The organism is Elizabethkingia miricola (genome assembly GCF_001675285.1).
GTDB classification, from domain to species: Bacteria; Bacteroidota; Bacteroidia; order Flavobacteriales; family Weeksellaceae; genus Elizabethkingia; species Elizabethkingia miricola.
In genome coordinates, this window is sequence record NZ_LSGQ01000001.1 from 339637 (window position 1) to 357347 (window position 17711).

The window sequence follows — 17711 nt, forward strand, 5'->3', positions numbered from 1 at the left end:
CACAATTTTACAATTCATTCAAACATCAATAAATTTAGGTTATGTCATCAGCAGACCATTTTTTACAACTTATCCAGAAGTCCAAACGGGGAAAATTCAAAATATACATCGGCATGAGTGCCGGAGTAGGAAAAACATTCCGCATGCTTCAGGAAGCACATACCCTTTTGAGAAACGGTATCGATGTAAAAGCAGGTTTTATCGAAACCCACGGCAGAGAGGAAACAGATGCTCTTGCTGTAGGAATCCCAACTATTGAAAGAAGGTCGATTTTCTATAAAGGGAAATATCTGGAAGAAATGGATCTTCAGGCTATAATTAACGATCATCCGGAAGTCGTTTTGGTAGATGAATTGGCTCATACTAATGTAGAAGGCTCTAAAAACAAAAAACGCTGGCAGGATGTACTGGAAATTCTGGAAAACGGAATCAACGTAATCAGTGCAATGAATATTCAGCACATAGAAAGTCTGAATGAAGATGTAAAAAATATTACCGGAATAGAGGTATCCGAGCGTGTTCCTGATAAAGTTTTGGCACTCGCAGATGAAGTTGTAAACATAGATCTTACGGCTGATGAATTGCTAACCCGGTTAAAGGAAGGTAAAATCTATAAAAAAGAAAAAATAGAAACTGCACTTGCCAATTTCTTTCAGAGCAATCATATTCTTCAGCTCAGAGAACTGGCTTTGAAAGAAGTCGCTACCCACGTAGAAAAAAAGGTAGAAGCCGAAATAAAAACAGAAAATTTTAAACCGGTTAAATTTCTAGCCTGTATCAGCAGTAATGAAAAAGTAGCAAAAACCATTATCCGAAAAACAGCCCGTCTGGCAAGTTACTACAGTAGTCCGTGGACTGTCCTTTATATACAGAAACCTTCAGAAAGTCCTGAAAAAATAGCTCTGGATAAGCAACGTTACCTGATTAATAATTTTAACTTAGCGCAGGAATTAGGAGCCAAAGTTGTACGCATGAAAGAAAGCAGTGTTCACCAGGGGATTCTGGAATACGTTAACCAGCATAATATTACCACAGTATGTATAGGGAAACCCCGTCATAAACTATGGCAACGCATATCCGGCTACAGCTGGATTTATACGTTAATGAACCGACTGAATGAAAAACATATTGATATTATCATTTTATCTTAAGCACTATGAAACTTAAAACAAAACTCACTTTAGGAGTCGGGCTTCTGTTTTTACTGATTGTTTTACTCTCAGTGATTGGTGCATTGTATATCAATAAGCTAAAATCCGATACTGAAAAAATTCTTACAGCCAATTATAACAGTCTGGAATACGCTAAAAATATGATGCTGGCACTGGATAAGATAGATACAGATAGTGCGCAGGCTGTAAAAAATTTCAGAATAAACAATGCTTTTCAGGACAAAAATCTTTCGGAACCCGGAGAGAAAGAGGCAACCCACAGTCTGAATATCCATTTCAAAAAATACCTGGAACAAAAGACAGATGCTGGTGAAAAGCAAATCCGCGGTGATCTGGCAAAAATCATGTCACTGAATATGAAAGCCATTGAAAGAAAAAGTGATACAGCTATTGTTACAGCTGGTAATGCTACCTTTTGGATTGTCAGTTTGGGAACGGTATGCTTCATGATTGCCTTTACACTTCTCTTTAATCTCCCACAGACCATTGCCGAGCCTATTCGTCAGCTTACATCAAGTATCCGTCAGATTGCCGGACGAAATTATCATGAAAGAGTTCACTTCAAAGGCAGTGAAGAATTCAATGACCTTGCGGACTCATTCAACATTATGGCTGAAAAGCTTGAGGAATATGAAAGCAGCAATTTGTCCAAACAATTAATGGATAAAAAGCGTATTGAAGCGCTTGTTAATAATATGCACGATGCTGTTATTGGTCTGGATGAAAATCATTTCATCTACATGATCAATGATCAGGCATTAAGAATAACCAATCTGAAAAAAGAAGAATTGATGGGAAAAACAGCTCATGAGGTGGCTATCAATAATGATTTGCTTCGTGAACTCCTTAAAAACATTGACAATCCTTCGGAAGAGCCTATAAAAATTGTAGCTGATAATAAAGAGAGCTATTTTGAACAGGATGTAATTCCTATCAGTGCTATTAAAACCGGTGAAAAAGAAAAGAAAAACATTGGTAAGGTAATTCTCCTTCGCAACATTACGCCTTTTAAAGAATTAGACTTCGCCAAGACCAATTTTATCGCAACTATCTCTCACGAACTGAAAACACCAATTGCGGCTATTAAAATGGGCGTTCAGCTATTGGGTAATCAGAAATTTGGTTCCCTTAATGAACAACAGCAGGAATTATTAAAAAGTATTGATGAGGACGGGCAACGTTTATTAACCATAACCAGTGAGTTATTAAACCTTTCTCAGGTAGAAAGCGGTAATATCCGTCTGAATGTTGAATCTTGTAATCCGGAAGAATTAGTTTATACAGCCGTTAAGAATGTAGAAATGCTGGTGGAACAAAAAAATATTTCTGTTATCACAGAGATAAAGACAAATAAAGATGACCGTGTAGTTGCGGACTTTGATAAAACGGTGTGGGTTATTAATAATTTTCTAAGCAATGCTATCAAACATTCATTCCCCGAAGAAAGCATCCGCATTCTCATAGAAAAGAAAGGTGCATTTGTACGGTTCGGAATTTCTGATAGCGGAAAAGGAATTGACGAAAAATACCACCGCCAAATATTTGACCGTTATTTTCAGGTTCCTGGAGAACATCAAAGCGGTACAGGTTTGGGGCTGGCAATATCCAAGAATTTTATTGAAAAGCAACATGGCGAAATCGGTGTATTCAGTTCCCTGAATCAAGGCAGTACTTTTTATTTTACGCTGCCCCTTTCTGATGCATAAATAAAAATATACAAGATTAAAAAGCCTGTTACTAAAACCATAAAACGTAACAGGTTTTTTTGTACATTTATTTATCATTTTCAGCATTATGGATATATTTGATAAACTTCCTGTACAGAATGAATTATTACTTATTATTATTTCCGTTATTATTGGACTCATTATTGGTGCTGAGCGGGAGTACAGGAATAAATCAGCTGGTTTACGAACCTTTATTCTGGTATGTTTCGGTTCCTGTTTATTTACCATACTTTCTATAAAAATAGGCGTTGAAAATCCGGATAGGTTAGCTGCCAATATTATTACTGGTATTGGATTTCTGGGTGCCGGAGTTATCTTCAAAGATGACAATAAAATTGGAGGAATTACTACAGCCACTACAATCTGGGCTACAGCATCACTTGGGATGTGCGTAGGCTCTGGCTATGTTTATCTGGCATTATTAGGCTTTGCACTGGTAATGGCTATTCTTAGTTTATTAACCTATCTTCAGGATTATATCGACAATCATCACAAAATCCGGGAATACAAAATCACGACCTCATCACAAGATGACTTTATCTACTGCGAAAGCATTTTTAAAAAGCACCATCTTAATTTTACTATTACCAAACAACAATACGGGCAGGGAATATTGGCCACAACATGGAGACTTTCTGGTAAAAACAGACATCACCAGGCCCTCATCCATCAGTTGATGGATGATGAAAAAATCACTTCGTACCAATTCTAAAACATATTTAAATGAAGAAAACTACACCAAAAGCAGATATCTGGCTGGGAGAACCGGAAGAACATGATTTTCCTGCAGCACAGGATTATTTAGAACTTCTTTTTGTACCAGATGAAGCACAGAAAATTGTCGCAAAACTAAAAAAAGCTTCTACTATAAAGAAAAAATCCAAAGATATACTAAGAGCGAGCAAACTAGCATTGCTTCCTGAAACCAATATTCATGTAAAAGAAAACCTGAAGAAAGTAGAAAAGAATAAAAAGCTCTCTCCTATTTTGTTGGTAAGAGGCCAAAATGAATTAATTATAGCCGATGGATACCATCGTTTATGCAGCAGCTATTATCTGACAGAGGATCTGGATGTTCCATGCAGACTGGTATAAAAAACTCCCTGAATAATTTCAGGGAGTTCTCTTTTGTTATCAATAAACCTTATTTCTTTTTAAGAATATAAAGATCTTTATTAGGTCCGGTAATTTCTTTTCCGTCCATATCCAAATGGATTAGTTGATTTTCACCAACAAAATACTGTCTCTTACCATCTTTACTGATTAAGGATACTTTGCTACCGCTTTTATCCCATTCAAATTTTCCTTTATCTTCTGCTTTTGTTTTTCTTTCCAGATATTCTTCTGAGATTGTATAGGTATTATCATCTTTTAATGTAATAGTCGTTTTAATACCCGGACAATCTGCACACGGTAATGTTCCTTCATAAGTTCCTGCCCAGTCTAAAGAATTCTGTGCATTGTGTCCATCATCGGTAATCGGAGTTACAGATGCAATAGAATCTGTTTTAATCTCAGTTGTTGTAACTTCGGCACCACTTTCTGGTTTTAATTCCTTCTTTTGTGAGCATGACATTAATAAAGCTCCTGCTGTAACAGCAAATAGTAATACATTTTTTTTCATCTTTTAGTTAATTTTAGGTGTGAAATTTATCGCCTACAATCCAAATTTCAAGCCATTTTCACCTACTTGCGGAAATTAATATAAAGTCCGTCTATCCTAAATATTCTTCGTAAATTAGGGCAAATTTTAGTTTATGAAGAAAAACATCCTATTAGCACTAGCTTTACTCCCCGCAGTAACGGCTTTTGCTCAACAGGCGGGAGGAATGTGGATTCCTACAGAGTTAAATGAAAAGGAAATGAAGGAATTGGGCATGAAGATTTCTGCGAAAGATATTTTCAATACTCAAAAACCTAGTATCAAAGATGCTGTAGTGCAATTCAACGGAGGCTGTACTGCTGAAATTATTTCTCCAAAAGGTTTGTTATTGACAAATCACCACTGTGGCTTCGGACAGATTCAAGCTCATTCCACTGTACAAAATGACCTTCTAAGTAATGGTTTCTGGGCAAAAAACATGGGAGAAGAACTTCCAAACCCTGGTGTGGTTGTAGATTTCATCACCGATATTAAAGAGGTGACTAATCAAATTCTTCCGGGAACAGAAAATCTGGCTGCTAAGGATGTAAAAGCTGCAATTGAAAAAAATATAGAGGCTGCAAAAGCAAGCTTTAAATTAGAACCTTCACAGAAGGTTGTTATAAAATCCATGTATGATGGTAACAAATATTATGCGTTTATCATTGAGACTTTCAAAGATATCCGTTTAGTAGGAGCACCACCTCAATCTATTGGTAAATTTGGTTCTGATACAGACAACTGGGTATGGCCAAGACATACAGGAGACTTCTCTATGTTCCGTATCTATGCAGATAAAAACAATAAACCTGCAGAATATTCTAAAGATAACATTCCATACACTCCAAAATATTCACTTCCGGTATCTGTAAAAGACCTTAAAGAAGGTGATTTCACATTCGTTTTCGGATTCCCGGGAAAAACGACTGAATACCTTCCTTCAATTGCTGTAGAAAAGATCATCAACGATACAGATCCTGCTAAAATTACAGTACGTGATATTGCACTGAAGACTCTTGATGAAAAAATGCGTACTGATAATGCAACCCGCATTAAATATGCATCTAAATATGCATCCGTTGCCAACTACTGGAAAAAATGGATGGGCGAAGTGGAAGGTTTGAAAAAATCTAATGCAGTAGCTAAAAAGCAGGCTTATGAACAAACTCTGGCACAGAAAAACCAGGAGGTAAAAGCAACTGTTGATAAATTTAGCCAATTGTATAATGAGCAGGCTCCTTATGCATTGAACAATGCTTACTATACTGAGGTTACCAAAAATGCAGAGACATTGCGTCTTGCCAACTATTTCATTACATATTTTCAGGATGTTGAATCCGGAAAAGCTACTCCGGAATCTACTAAGAAACTAAAGAACACTTTAACTTCTTTCTACAAGGATTATGAAGGAGAACTGGATGCTAAGGTAACAGCAAAATTATTGGCTTTATATGCACAGAAAACTCCGGCTGAATTTTTACCTTCAGGATTTGCTCAGTTCAGTGATGTAAACAAAAACCTTACAGTAGTTGAGGACTGGTCTAAAAACTCTATAATCAGTGGGCGTAAAGCTTTAAATGGCACTTATACAAATCAGAATATTGACAAAATATTTGCTGACGCTGGTTTTGCAGCTGCTATTAAGAATGATCCTTTCTACAAATTAGCTTTATCTATGAAGGATGCTTACTCTCAGAAAGTAGAGCCTAAATATACTTCCTTACAAACTGAAATAGATGCGCTTCAGAAAAAGTATATGAAGCAACAGCTGGAAACTGATAAGGATAAGAAATTCTTCCCGGACGCTAATTCTACACTTCGTGTAACTTATGGTGTAGTAAAAGGTTCTAATCCAAGAGATGCTGTAACCTATGGATACAAAACTCATCTTGCAGGTGTAATGGAAAAATATGTACCTGGAGATTATGAATTTGATGTTCCTAAAAGACTTATTGATTTATATAACAGTAAAGATTACGGAATGTACAAAGACCAGACGGGTGATGTTCCTGTAAACTTTACAGCGACTAACCACACTACAGGTGGTAATTCCGGAAGTCCTGCGTTAGACGCTAACGGAAACCTTGTGGGGCTTAACTTCGACAGACAATGGGAAGGAACAATGAGTGATATCAACTTCGACCCTAGATTCAGCAGAAACATTATGGTGGATACAAAATATATTCTGTTTATCATTGATAAATTCGCTGATGCTAAATGGTTAATCAACGAAATGAAGATTGTAAAATAATCTTCGTTGTAACTAAAATAAGAAATGCCGGAATTCTCCGGCATTTTCTATTTGTAATTAACCTAATATTACTGAAGTGTAAACTTCACTTTTGTTTTAATATCTGAAGAAGAAGCTCCAACTAATGCTTCAAATTCTCCGGGTTCAGCTATCCACTGATGTGTAGCTGCATCAAAGAAACTTAATGCCGATTTATCAATCGTAAAGCTTACTTCTTTTTGCTCACCCGGTTTTAAATTTATTTTTTCAAACCCCTTCAGCTCTTTTACAGGACGTGGCACAGATGATTTAAGATCACTTATATAAAGCTGTGCTACCTCGGCACCTTCTCTTTTTCCTGTATTTTTAATACTTACTGTAAATGTAATTTTTCCGTCTTGTGCCATCTGAGTTTTATCCGCACGAACTTTTCCATATTCAAAAGTTGTATAGCTAAGACCATGACCAAAGCTGAACAATGGTTTTATATTTTTAGTATCATGCCAACGATAGCCGACAAAAATCCCTTCGTTGTATGTGATATTAATTGGATTTTTCTGATCCTTTCCTTTTCCGGCAGCCAGTTCTTCTTTGTTTCCCGGATACTCACCCATCTGATGAGCTGCGTTATCTTCCAGTTTTACAGGGAAAGTAAACGGTAATTTTCCTGAAGGATTGACATCGCCTGATAATACAGCAGCCAAGGCATTTCCTGCTTCAGAACCCAAGTACCATCCCTGAACAATTGCAGGTACTTCCTTTATCCACGGCATTGCTACAGCATTACCGGAAACTAGTACTACAGCAAGATTTTTATTGGCTTTTGCCAATGCAGAGATAAGCTGATCCTGGTTGTATGGCAATCCCAATCCTTTTCTGTCATGCCCCTCGCTATCCTGATAATCACTTTTATTAAGCCCGCCAACAAAGATTACAACATCCGATTTCTTAGCCAAAGCTACTGCCTCATTCAGCAACTCTGAAGCCGGACGGTCATCTTTCAGATTCTGACCAGACTTCACGCCATTATATTCTCCACCAACATCTCCTACATAACCACGTGCAAACTGCACATCCGCTTTTTTACCAAATCTTGATTTGATCCCTTCTAAAGGAAGTGTTTCATATTTTACTTTTAGTGACGAAGAACCTCCGCCAACAGTCATCATCTTTATTGCATTCTCTCCAATTACTGCAATCTTTCGAACTTTATCCGTATTTATTGGCAAAACACTGTTATTGTTCTGAAGCAACACAATTCCTTCTTCTCCAATCTCTTTGGCAACAGCCATATGATCTTCCGAAGCTATATTACCAAGAGGTTTATTGGGATTCATTGTTGTATTATAGGCCAGACGCAGAATCCTTCTTACCTTATCATCCAGCTCTGTTGTGCCTACCTTTCCAGATTTTATAAGATCCAGATAGGGTTTTGCCAGATAATAGTTATCATATGCATTCCTGGTACCAGCCGACAATCCGTTTGTCCAGCTACCGAATTCCATATCCAGTCCGTTGTGAATAGCCTGTTCAGTATTGTTCACTGCTCCCCAGTCGGATACTACTACACCTTTATACCCCCACTCCCCTTTCAGAATTTTGTTCAGCAAATATTCATTCTGGCTTGCATACTGGTTCTTGTATTTATCATAAGCTCCCATAATTGTCCAGGAATCTCCTTCCTGAACTGCCGCTTTAAATGGTGGTAAATATATTTCGTATAAAGTACGGTCGTCTACAATTACATTACTGGTATGGCGGAATTCCTCCTGGTTATTAAGTGCAAAATGCTTTACACTGGTTGCAACACCATTGGATTGTACTCCTTTGATATATGGAACAACCATCTTGGAAGTGAGATATGGGTCTTCTCCCATATATTCAAAATTACGCCCGTTTAGTGGTGTTCTGTAAATATTTACACCGGGGCCTAACAGAATATCTTTTTTACGATAGCGGGCTTCTTCTCCCAATGCCTTACCATAATTCCATGACATTTTTTTGTTCCAGGTAGCTGATAAAGCTGTAAGAGCCGGATACGCTACAATAGAATCGTTACTCCAGCCTGCCTGATCCCATTCATCCCATAATACTTCCGGACGTACGCCGTGCGGGCCATCTGTAGTCCAGAATTCTGGTATTCCCAAACGTGGAACTCCGGGAGAACTAAATTTGGATTGGGCATGAAGCATGGCTACTTTCTCTTCCAGAGTCATTCTGGAAAGTGCATCTTCAATGCGCTGCTCTACAGGTTTTGATGCATCCAGATAGGCAGGAACTTGTTTATTCTGTGCCTGTAATCCGGGAGCCAGCAAAGATATCAATGAGGCTAAGATAATTCTCTTCAGCATAGCTATCGTTTTTACTTTATAATTATTAATAATGTAAATGTAATAAATTTTTAAATTGTCTCAAAATGAGATAATAAAAATATGGTACAAAAATAAAATAACCAGGGGGATTCGTCTTAAAATTACTATTTCCCTCTGGTTATTTTATCTTATTCTACAGTTATTTATTATTCCTGCATAATTTTATTTACTTCTTCAAATTCACTTTCAATAACCTCATCTGGCTTGTAAGTTAATGTAGAAACTACCAGATTGGTTAATAAGGACAATATGAAACCTGGAATCATTTCATACCAGTCTTTAAACGGGTGTTGGATATATACCCAGGCCAATACTGTAATTCCTCCAACCAGCATACCGGCAAGACCTCCCTGCCAAGTTGTTTTTTTCCAGAGAAGAGATAACAGAATTAAAGGTCCAAATGCGGAACCAAAGCCGGCCCATGCATTCCCTACAAGATTAAGAATACTATCTTTAGGATTAAGGGACAAAAGTACAGCTACCACAGCCACTAACAGAACTGAAAGCCTGCTGGTAAGCAAGAGTTGTTTTGGCGTTGCATTTTTATTCAGGAAAGCTTTATAAATATCTTCAGTTAATGAACTGGATGTTACTAACAATTGGGAGGAAATAGTACTCATAACTGCTGCAAGAATTGCTGTTAATAGAAATCCTGCAATAAGCGGATGGAACAGAATACGGGAGAAATAAATGAAAATAGTTTCCGCCTCTGTTTTAGAACCATCAAACTTCATCATCGTTTCAAGATCAAACTTTTGAAGGTAAGCAATCCCGATTAAACCAATCGCTAATGCTCCGGCAACAGTAAAAATCATCCATGTAATTCCTATTCTCCTAGCTTTAACAAGGTCTTTTGGCTTATCTATAGCCATAAAACGCACCAGAATATGTGGCTGCCCGCAATATCCAAGCCCCCATGCTAAAAGAGAAACAATGCTGATAGTGGTTGTCCCTCGGAACAAATCCAAATACTTAGGATCCTTGGCTTTGATAAGGGAAAAAGTCTCCCCAATACTTCCGATTTGTGAAATTGCTACAATAGGCACGATAACTAAGGCTAATACCATAATAGTCCCCTGTACAAAATCGGTAAGACTTACTGCAAGGAAACCTCCCAAAAATGTATATAAGACAACTACCAAACTGGTCAGTAATAATCCCACCGTATAGTCAATTCCAAAGGCTGATTCAAATAGCTTACCTCCGGAAACCATACCTGCAGAAGTATACAATGTGAAGAATACGAGAATAAAAATGGAAGAAGTAACCTTCAGAAGGTGATTTTTATTTTTAAATCTGTTTTCAAAAAATACAGGTAATGTAATTGCATTCTGAGCAACTTCGGTATAAATTCTCAGCCGCGGTGCTACAATAATATAATTAAGAAATGCTCCGGTAGTAAGCCCTATTGCAATCCAGGAACTGGAAATTCCCGATAAATACATAGCGCCTGGCACACCCATCAGTAGCCAGCCACTCATGTCGGCTGCTCCGGCCGAAAGCGCTGTTACGGCCGCCCCCATTTTCCTTCCGCCTATTAAAAATTCCTCGGAATTGCTTGTTGATTTTTTATAAGAATATACGCCGATACCTATCATTAACAACAGATACAGCCCCACAGAAATCGCTTCGTATATTTGCATATCGTTTTTTTATGGTCCCGAATATAGCCATTTTCAAAAAAATACGGGGTCTAATTTTAAGAAAAAATTAAGGTTTTAAAGCTGTAAAACCTGTGTTTAAACTATTTCAACTTCATATAATCTCCATTTCAAAAGTAATACAGACATGATAACTTATAGTAAACCGGACAGATATAAAAAGCCTCACAGCCTGTAATAGTCCGTGAGGTTTATAAATACCGAAAGTTGTGTTTAATTTTAAATAAAAAATCCGGAAAGTTTCCGGATTTTCATTTTTAATATTTTTAATAACCAAAGATTTCTTCTAAGCTTACTTCCTGGAATGTCCCCAATTTATTTATTGCATTCATATCCAGATTTTCTTTCTTACCGATAATAGCTGTATTATAGTTAACAGGCTTAACTTCTGTATTATAGAAATTGGATAACTGAGGTAAAGTAAGTTCTTTCACTTCATTGTAGATATCTTTACGAACATCATAATCAATCCCCAATTTCTTCATTCTAAGGTAGTTGAAATAGATATTACGTTTGGTAATCCTGTTAGAAGCAATTTGTTTTAGTGCAGATCCTTTAGCATTGTCAAACTGTACCTGAATTTGTGGAAGCTCTGCCATCAGCTCATTCATTGCGGAAACAGCCTGTGGCAACTTATTAGATTGTGTTCCGATATAAGTTGTTACATAATCATGCTTCTTGAGTTCATCCGGATAAGCATAATTTACGTATGCAGAATATGCCAGTGAGCGCGATTCACGGATTTCCTGAAAAACAATAGATGACAAACCTCTACCAAAGTATTCATTGAATACATTGATTTTCCCAAAATTAGCGGGCTTAATTTCTTCTCCACGGCCAATTTTACTCATCTCCATTTGTACCATATCGTAGTTTGTAAAATACACCTGTCCACCGGTTGGCAATTCAGGATATACTTTAGCCGCAGGATATTTCAGACTTGCTTTTTGTACATATCCGCTTACTTCCTTCTCAAAAGCACCAAGGTCTTTACCATAGAAGAACAATTCATACGGGTATTTTGCAAGAGATTTTATTTTATTCGTGATTTCATCCGCTTTTATAGCTGTAAGACGCTCTTTGGAAATAACATCCCTGAATCTCGAATCTTTTCCAAACTTAGCATAATTACTCAACGCAGCCATGATACGGGCTTTGTCTTTTTTTGCTATTTCACGCCCCTCCAGAATAGTTTTGACTGTTTTATTATAGATCTCCTGATCTGGCTTCACATTCTGAATCCAGTGATTTACCAAAGCGAGACCTTTTCCTATATTCTTCTCAGGTCCCGAAAGTGAAACATTGATTCTGTCTGCGCCAATCTGAAGATTGTAAGAGATACCTATCTTGTAGAATTCAGCCTTTAATTGCTCCGGAGTATATTTATCTGTTCCCAGGTATTCCAATACACTTAGTGCTAATCCCAATTCCTTATCATTGTCAGTACCAAAGTTGAAGATATAGTTCATCTGTGCTATATCATTCGTTTTATTCTGAATATAACTCAGTTTTACACCTTTAACTGCGGTTTCTTTTATTTCTTTTTTGAAGTCCACAAATACAGGAGTAATATCTGAAACTTTTTCGGAAATGATTTCTTTAAGGAAAGGTGACTGTGCATCTTTATTTAGCTGAATCGGTGTAATTCCCGGATTCTCCACTCTGACCAACTTATCATTTACACCTTTCTCTTTGTAAACAACAACATAGTTGTCTTTAAAGAAATCGTTGGCAAACTTTACAATATCTGCCTTTGTAATTTTAGAATATTCGTTGATCTCATTAAGCTCCTGGTCCCAGCTTCTACCTTTGATATAAGTATCATAAAGGTTGGTTGCAAGTCCGTCAGCTGTTTCCAGCTGTCTCATTCTGGAAAGTTTCATATCTTCTATAATTGACGGAATCATCCAATCCGGAAATTCTCCTTTTTTAACAAGATCTATCTGTTGCAGTAATAATTGCTTTGCATCCTGCATGCTTTGCCCTTCTTTAGGGACAATAACCATAGTAAAGTATCCATAGGTTTTCAGCGGAGAGTTATAAGCAACTGCACGCAGTGCTTTCTGCTGCTGATTGACATTGGTATCCAAAAGTCCTGCTTCCCCACTATTACTAAGAATCTGTGCTGTTATTTCTGCCAGATGGGATTCATTAGAGCCATAGCTATCTGTTCTCCATGCCATCTGCAATCTTGGTGTAGTAGGACTTTTTACTATTTTCTCAACAATTTTAGTCATTGGTTCTTCCGACACCATTTTCTTCATTGGCAACTCTTTATACTGGAAAGTTCCAAAGTATTTATCTGCCAGTGCAATCGTTTTATCAAAATCCAAATCTCCGACTAATACAACCGCCATATTGTTAGGAACATAATAAGTATCAAAATATTTATTGATCGCCACCATGGAAGGATTCTTCAGGTGTTCTGCTGTTCCTATAGTTGTTTGTTGACCGTTTGGATGCTTCGGGAACAAAGCATTCATCAATTCGTAGTTTACAAGTCTTCCGTCATTATCCTGTGCACGGTTATATTCTTCGTAAACAGCTTCCAGTTCAGTATGGAATAATCTAAGCACTAATTCAGAGAAACGTTCTTTTTCTATTTTAAACCACTTCTCCAGCTCGTTATTTGGAATGTTATTTTTATAAACAGTTTCATCCAACCAGGTATGTGCATTGGTACCAGTGGCTCCTATAGAAGATGTTGCCTTATCATATTCGTTGGCAATGGCATATTTGGATGCTTCCTGAGAAACAGCATCTATTTTTTTATAGATTTCTTTCTTTTTGGCAGGATCCTTTTCAACTTTATGCGCTTCATAAAGATCTGATATCTGCTGAATCAAAGCTTTTTCTTTAGTCCAGTCTTTAGTTCCTAGTTTTGACGTTCCCTTAAACACCATATGCTCTAAATAATGGGCTAAACCAGTATTGTCTGCAGGGTCATTATTGGAACCTGTACGTACAGGAATATAGGTTTGAATTCTCGGTGCATCTGTATTCTTAGCCAGAAATACCTTCAGACCGTTCTTCAGGGTATATACTCTTACATGATCCGGATCATTATTTACCGTTTCATAAGTATAACCATTATTATCTTTTAATGTCTGTATTTTAAAATCTTGTGCGTTCATCATATTCATCAACAAAACTAAGGAAAGTGTAGATACTATTTTTCTCATATTATATATTTTTATAAAAGAGCATATATTTAGAATAAAAGAGGAGTAAAAAACTCCTCTCTATTTGTTAATATCATTTTCTTTTAGAATTTTGCATGTGGATTCAGCATGTTTTCAGGTGCCAGAATCTCATCCAGTTTTTCTTTGCTTAATAATTCATGCTCTAATACCAGATCATATACACTCTTACCAGTATCTAGAGCTTCTTTAGCAATCTTAGTACTATTTTTATATCCAATATATGGATTAAGTGCTGTAACAATACCTATACTGTTTTTCACCATATTCAGGCAAACTTCTTTGTTGGCTGTAATACCATCTATACATTTTTCACGAAGCGTATCCATCGCGTTTTTCAGAAAACGGATAGACTCCATGATTGATTGCGTAAGAACGGGTTCCATAACATTAAGCTGTAACTGACCAGCCTCTGCTGCAAAAGTTACAGTAAGATCATTCCCAATAACTTTAAAGCAAACCTGGTTTACCACTTCCGGAATTACCGGATTTACTTTTCCTGGCATAATAGAGGATCCAGGCTGCATTTTCGGCAGGTTAATTTCATATAAACCAGCTCTTGGCCCTGAAGCCAAAAGTCTTAAGTCATTACAAATTTTGGAAAGCTTTACAGCCATTCTCTTCATTGCAGAAGAATAAATAACATAAGCTCCGGTATCAGGTGTTGCCTCTACAAGGTCTGAAGCCAACACTACATCTGCTCCTGAAATCTTAGCCAGATTTTCTGTACATTTTACTGCATAATCCGGATGCGCATTAAGCCCTGTACCAATTGCCGTTGCTCCCATATTGGTTTCAAGGAACAGATCTGCATTCGTATTCAAACGGGCTATTTCCTCCTGAAGAGTATTGGCGAAAGCATTAAACTCCTGCCCCATTGTCATAGGCACTGCATCCTGCAGCTGCGTACGCCCCATTTTGATAACATCTTTCAGATCATCCGCTTTCTTTTTGAATGATTGAATCAGTAATTCCAGACGCTCTACAAGTGTTTTATTCAGGTTGTATAATGCTATACGAATTGCAGTAGGATAAGCATCGTTAGTAGACTGAGAAAGGTTTACATGATCGTTTGGAGAACAGAACTGGTATTCACCTTTCTCATGCCCCATAAGCTCCAAAGCTCTATTCGCAATCACTTCATTAGCATTCATATTCATTGAAGTTCCTGCTCCGCCCTGGATCATATCCGTTGGAAACTCTTCATGCATTTTCCCTGCGATAATTTCATCACAGGCTGTTGCTATATTTTTATTGATGATCTCATCTAAAAGTCCTAATTCAAAATTAGTCTGAGCAGCTGCCTTTTTGACGAAAGCAAAAGCTTTAATAAACTCCGGATGATCCGATAAGTGATCATTGGAAATTTTAAAATTATCTATCGCTCTCTGCGTCTGTACTCCATAGTATGCATTTACCGGAACCTTTAGTTCACCTATCAGATCACTTTCAATTCTGTAATCATTCATTATTTAAAAATTTTAAACTCTAAAGTTAAACCAAATATATTGGATTAGAAAAAAATCATTTATAATAAATCAATTACGAAAAAAAATTCCTACCCCTTATGTTCAGGAGCAGGAATTAAGAAAAATATTAATCAAATATTTCTTAAAAGAAATATTTTTCAATCCATTATTTTGACGGATACTTTTGCAATAATGCCAATAAAGTAGCATAAGTTCCCATATCCAGAACTCCGTCTCCTAATTGCGGCCAGAAATGATACTGGAATGACTGAACAACTAGTTTAGTCTGATTATCCCATTGCCCGGATAAATCAACCTGGTATCCTAATGACTGAAGCTGGCTCTGTACTTTATAAATGAATGGCGGTGTATTTTTATCGGATTCAAAAGTTCCTGTCTCTAACTGATTAAGGAACCCTGCACGTACACCTTCATCATACCACATTCCAATCTGGTATTCGTCATATAGTTTTTTCCACGGGAATTTTGGCCCTGGATCCTGCTTTCTGCCAGGGGCTATATCTGAGTGTGCCAAAACATTCGTTGGCGGAATATTATAACGCTGTACGATATCTTTAGCCAACGCCGCTACTTTTCTGATCTGATAATCCGGGAAATCTGCAAAAATCCTCTGACCTGAAGCATTTGTTGTAAATCCGCTATTCACAATTTCAATACCAATGGAAGTATCATTTAGGTTAGAGTCTTTTCTCCAGTTGCTTACCCCTGCATGATAGGATCTTTTATTTTCGTCTACAATCTGGTAGATTTCCTGATCGTTGATATCACTTACCAAATAATGGGCACTTACACCTCTTTGTGTTAATGCCGTAATGGATCGATCATTATCCAACGCTGTATAGTGAAGAATAAGATAGCGCTGTCTGAAATTCTGTCCTATAGCCGGGAAATAGTTTTTCGTAATCTGGTAACCCATTGGTTTGGCTGTTACAATACTACCATAACTTGCTGTGTTATCATTTTTGGTAATGTCAGCAATATTTGTTGTATAAAACTCTACGCCATGGTCTTTCTGTATAGCCGGTTTTACCGGGGTCTGTACAGACGGCGTTTGTGGTTTTGCAGTAACATTACTGGTATTATTTTTATTTACTGGTAAGTTTTTTTTCTGAGGTGTAACATTTTTAGAAGAACCGCAGGAAAAAAGCACTGCACTTAATCCGATGAAATATAATGTATTACGCATCAATAGGTGTTTTAAAGGTTTTTATTTTGTCAAAAATACAAAAAATAAATGCAAAAAAGTTTTGGTAAATTCAAAAATCCGTTCTATATTTGCACTCGCAAACGCAGAACAAAAGATCATTAAAAAATAAGGAGGGTTGCCGGAGTGGTTAACGGAGCAGTTTGCTAAACTGTCGACTCGCAAGGGTCGCAAGGGTTCGAATCCCTTACCCTCCGCAGTATAAAAAATATTCGGGATGTAGCGTAGTCCGGTCATCGCGCCTGGTTTGGGACCAGGAGGTCGCAGGTTCGAATCCTGCCATCCCGACTTAAAAAAAGCTTTTTGGTTCAAAAAGCTTTTTTTTACCAAAATGGGTGCGTAGCTCAGCTGGATAGAGCATCTGCCTTCTAAGCAGACGGTCACAGGTTCGAATCCTGTCGCGCTCACAAAAGCCTTATCTAATAAGGCTTTTATTTTTTTATATTTTTTTCTGCATTTGTAAAAATCTTTACAGATTTTAAAAATACTCGGGATGTAGCGTAGTCCGGTCATCGCGCCTGGTTTGGGACCAGGAGGTCGCAGGTTCGAATCCTGCCATCCCGACTTAAAAAGCTTTTTGGTTTAAAAAGCTTTTTTTATACACGAAGGGTGCGTAGCTCAGCTGGATAGAGCATCTGCCTTCTAAGCAGACGGTCACAGGTTCGAATCCTGTCGCGCTCACTAAAGCCTTTACAGAAATGTTGAGGCTTTTTGTTTATATTTAGCTATGTGTTTCTGCTATATATTACACTCTTATACTCTCGATCAATTTTATATTGGTCATTGCTCAGAAGAGCTCAATGAAAGATTGAGAAAACACATTTCTAATCATAAAGGTTTTACTTCCCGTGCTAAGGATTGGGTTATTGTATATTCTGAAACTTTTGATGACAAAAGCTATGCATATAAAAGAGAACGTGAAATAAAGGCTTGGAAGAGTAAAAAGAAAATTGAAGAACTTATTAAAAGCTCTGCTGGATAAAGCATTCCGATTTCAATCGGAACGGCACAGG

The 17711-nt window shown here is 37.2% G+C and carries 12 protein-coding genes and 5 tRNA genes; 11 read left to right on the forward strand and 6 right to left on the reverse strand.

What is annotated here, in order from left to right:
- Window positions 1-41 precede the first annotated feature (41 nt).
- From ATE49_RS01565 to ATE49_RS01580, 4 genes are all read left to right on the forward strand, one after another.
- Entirely contained in the window at window positions 42-1151 is a 1110-nt protein-coding gene (locus tag ATE49_RS01565) for a histidine kinase (RefSeq protein ID WP_045180765.1), read from the forward strand.
- Window positions 1152-1156: 5 nt separating this feature from the next.
- Complete coding sequence (locus ATE49_RS01570; RefSeq protein ID WP_065080804.1) at window positions 1157-2878, forward strand: HAMP domain-containing sensor histidine kinase; 1722 nt, start codon at window positions 1157-1159, stop codon at window positions 2876-2878.
- A gap of 88 nt (window positions 2879-2966) precedes the next feature.
- The gene (locus tag ATE49_RS01575) at window positions 2967-3611 is read left to right on the forward strand and encodes an MgtC/SapB family protein (RefSeq protein WP_065080805.1); all 645 of its coding nucleotides are present in this window, start codon (window positions 2967-2969) and stop codon (window positions 3609-3611) included.
- Window positions 3612-3622: 11 nt separating this feature from the next.
- Window positions 3623-3994 carry a hypothetical protein gene (locus ATE49_RS01580; RefSeq protein ID WP_059154675.1) on the forward strand — a complete coding sequence of 124 codons (372 nt, stop codon included), beginning with the start codon at window positions 3623-3625 and terminating at the stop codon, window positions 3992-3994.
- Between the two features lie 49 nt (window positions 3995-4043).
- On the opposite strand, the gene ATE49_RS01585 is transcribed toward ATE49_RS01580, so the two are convergent.
- A complete protein-coding gene (locus tag ATE49_RS01585) occupies window positions 4044-4523 on the reverse strand; it encodes a copper resistance protein NlpE (RefSeq protein WP_065080806.1) in 480 nt (159 codons plus the stop codon).
- A 133-nt stretch (window positions 4524-4656) separates the two neighbouring features.
- On the opposite strand from ATE49_RS01585, the gene ATE49_RS01590 reads away from it, so the two are divergent.
- Entirely contained in the window at window positions 4657-6792 is a 2136-nt protein-coding gene (locus ATE49_RS01590; protein WP_065080807.1) for a S46 family peptidase, read from the forward strand.
- 68 nt (window positions 6793-6860) lie between these two features.
- Here ATE49_RS01590 and ATE49_RS01595 read toward each other — a convergent pair whose 3' ends face one another.
- From ATE49_RS01595 to ATE49_RS01620, 5 genes are all read right to left on the reverse strand, one after another.
- Complete coding sequence (locus ATE49_RS01595) at window positions 6861-9122, reverse strand: glycoside hydrolase family 3 C-terminal domain-containing protein (protein ID WP_065080808.1); 2262 nt, start codon at window positions 9120-9122, stop codon at window positions 6861-6863.
- A gap of 167 nt (window positions 9123-9289) precedes the next feature.
- On the reverse strand, window positions 9290-10786 hold the full coding sequence (putP, locus tag ATE49_RS01600; protein ID WP_034871166.1) for a sodium/proline symporter PutP: 1497 nt from the start codon (window positions 10784-10786) through the stop codon (window positions 9290-9292).
- Window positions 10787-11070: 284 nt separating this feature from the next.
- A complete protein-coding gene (locus ATE49_RS01610; protein ID WP_081278396.1) occupies window positions 11071-13986 on the reverse strand; it encodes a M16 family metallopeptidase in 2916 nt (971 codons plus the stop codon).
- An 83-nt stretch (window positions 13987-14069) separates the two neighbouring features.
- Entirely contained in the window at window positions 14070-15473 is a 1404-nt protein-coding gene (gene aspA, locus ATE49_RS01615) for an aspartate ammonia-lyase (RefSeq protein ID WP_065080810.1), read from the reverse strand.
- 166 nt (window positions 15474-15639) lie between these two features.
- Complete coding sequence (locus ATE49_RS01620; protein WP_059154670.1) at window positions 15640-16680, reverse strand: N-acetylmuramoyl-L-alanine amidase; 1041 nt, start codon at window positions 16678-16680, stop codon at window positions 15640-15642.
- Between the two features lie 130 nt (window positions 16681-16810).
- Here ATE49_RS01620 and ATE49_RS01625 point away from each other — a divergent pair.
- The 6 genes from ATE49_RS01625 to ATE49_RS01650 all read left to right on the forward strand — a co-directional run bounded on the left by ATE49_RS01625 (window position 16811) and on the right by ATE49_RS01650 (window position 17680).
- A tRNA-Ser gene (locus ATE49_RS01625) sits at window positions 16811-16895 on the forward strand.
- Between the two features lie 16 nt (window positions 16896-16911).
- Window positions 16912-16986: transfer RNA gene (locus ATE49_RS01630), tRNA-Pro, on the forward strand.
- 45 nt (window positions 16987-17031) lie between these two features.
- A tRNA-Arg gene (locus ATE49_RS01635) sits at window positions 17032-17105 on the forward strand.
- A gap of 82 nt (window positions 17106-17187) precedes the next feature.
- A tRNA-Pro gene (locus tag ATE49_RS01640) sits at window positions 17188-17262 on the forward strand.
- A gap of 43 nt (window positions 17263-17305) precedes the next feature.
- Window positions 17306-17379 (forward strand) — tRNA-Arg (locus ATE49_RS01645).
- A gap of 46 nt (window positions 17380-17425) precedes the next feature.
- Window positions 17426-17680: a GIY-YIG nuclease family protein gene (locus tag ATE49_RS01650; protein ID WP_065080811.1), complete on the forward strand. Its 255-nt coding sequence runs from the start codon at window positions 17426-17428 to the stop codon at window positions 17678-17680.
- Window positions 17681-17711: the final 31 nt, after the last annotated feature.

Bases quoted from the DNA above. Each gene is read 5' to 3' on its own strand.
- ATE49_RS01590 (WP_065080807.1), top strand. From the start codon at position 4,657: ATGAAGAAAAACATCCTATTAGCACTAGCTTTACTCCCCGCAGTAACG.
- aspA (WP_065080810.1), bottom strand. From the start codon at position 15,473: ATGAATGATTACAGAATTGAAAGTGATCTGATAGGTGAACTAAAGGTT.
- ATE49_RS01595 (WP_065080808.1), bottom strand. From the start codon at position 9,122: ATGCTGAAGAGAATTATCTTAGCCTCATTGATATCTTTGCTGGCTCCC.
- ATE49_RS01585 (WP_065080806.1), bottom strand. From the start codon at position 4,523: ATGAAAAAAAATGTATTACTATTTGCTGTTACAGCAGGAGCTTTATTA.
- ATE49_RS01650 (WP_065080811.1), top strand. From the start codon at position 17,426: ATGTGTTTCTGCTATATATTACACTCTTATACTCTCGATCAATTTTAT.
- ATE49_RS01575 (WP_065080805.1), top strand. From the start codon at position 2,967: ATGGATATATTTGATAAACTTCCTGTACAGAATGAATTATTACTTATT.
- ATE49_RS01570 (WP_065080804.1), top strand. From the start codon at position 1,157: ATGAAACTTAAAACAAAACTCACTTTAGGAGTCGGGCTTCTGTTTTTA.
- ATE49_RS01580 (WP_059154675.1), top strand. From the start codon at position 3,623: ATGAAGAAAACTACACCAAAAGCAGATATCTGGCTGGGAGAACCGGAA.
- putP (WP_034871166.1), bottom strand. From the start codon at position 10,786: ATGCAAATATACGAAGCGATTTCTGTGGGGCTGTATCTGTTGTTAATG.
- ATE49_RS01620 (WP_059154670.1), bottom strand. From the start codon at position 16,680: ATGCGTAATACATTATATTTCATCGGATTAAGTGCAGTGCTTTTTTCC.
- ATE49_RS01565 (WP_045180765.1), top strand. From the start codon at position 42: ATGTCATCAGCAGACCATTTTTTACAACTTATCCAGAAGTCCAAACGG.
- ATE49_RS01610 (WP_081278396.1), bottom strand. From the start codon at position 13,986: ATGAGAAAAATAGTATCTACACTTTCCTTAGTTTTGTTGATGAATATG.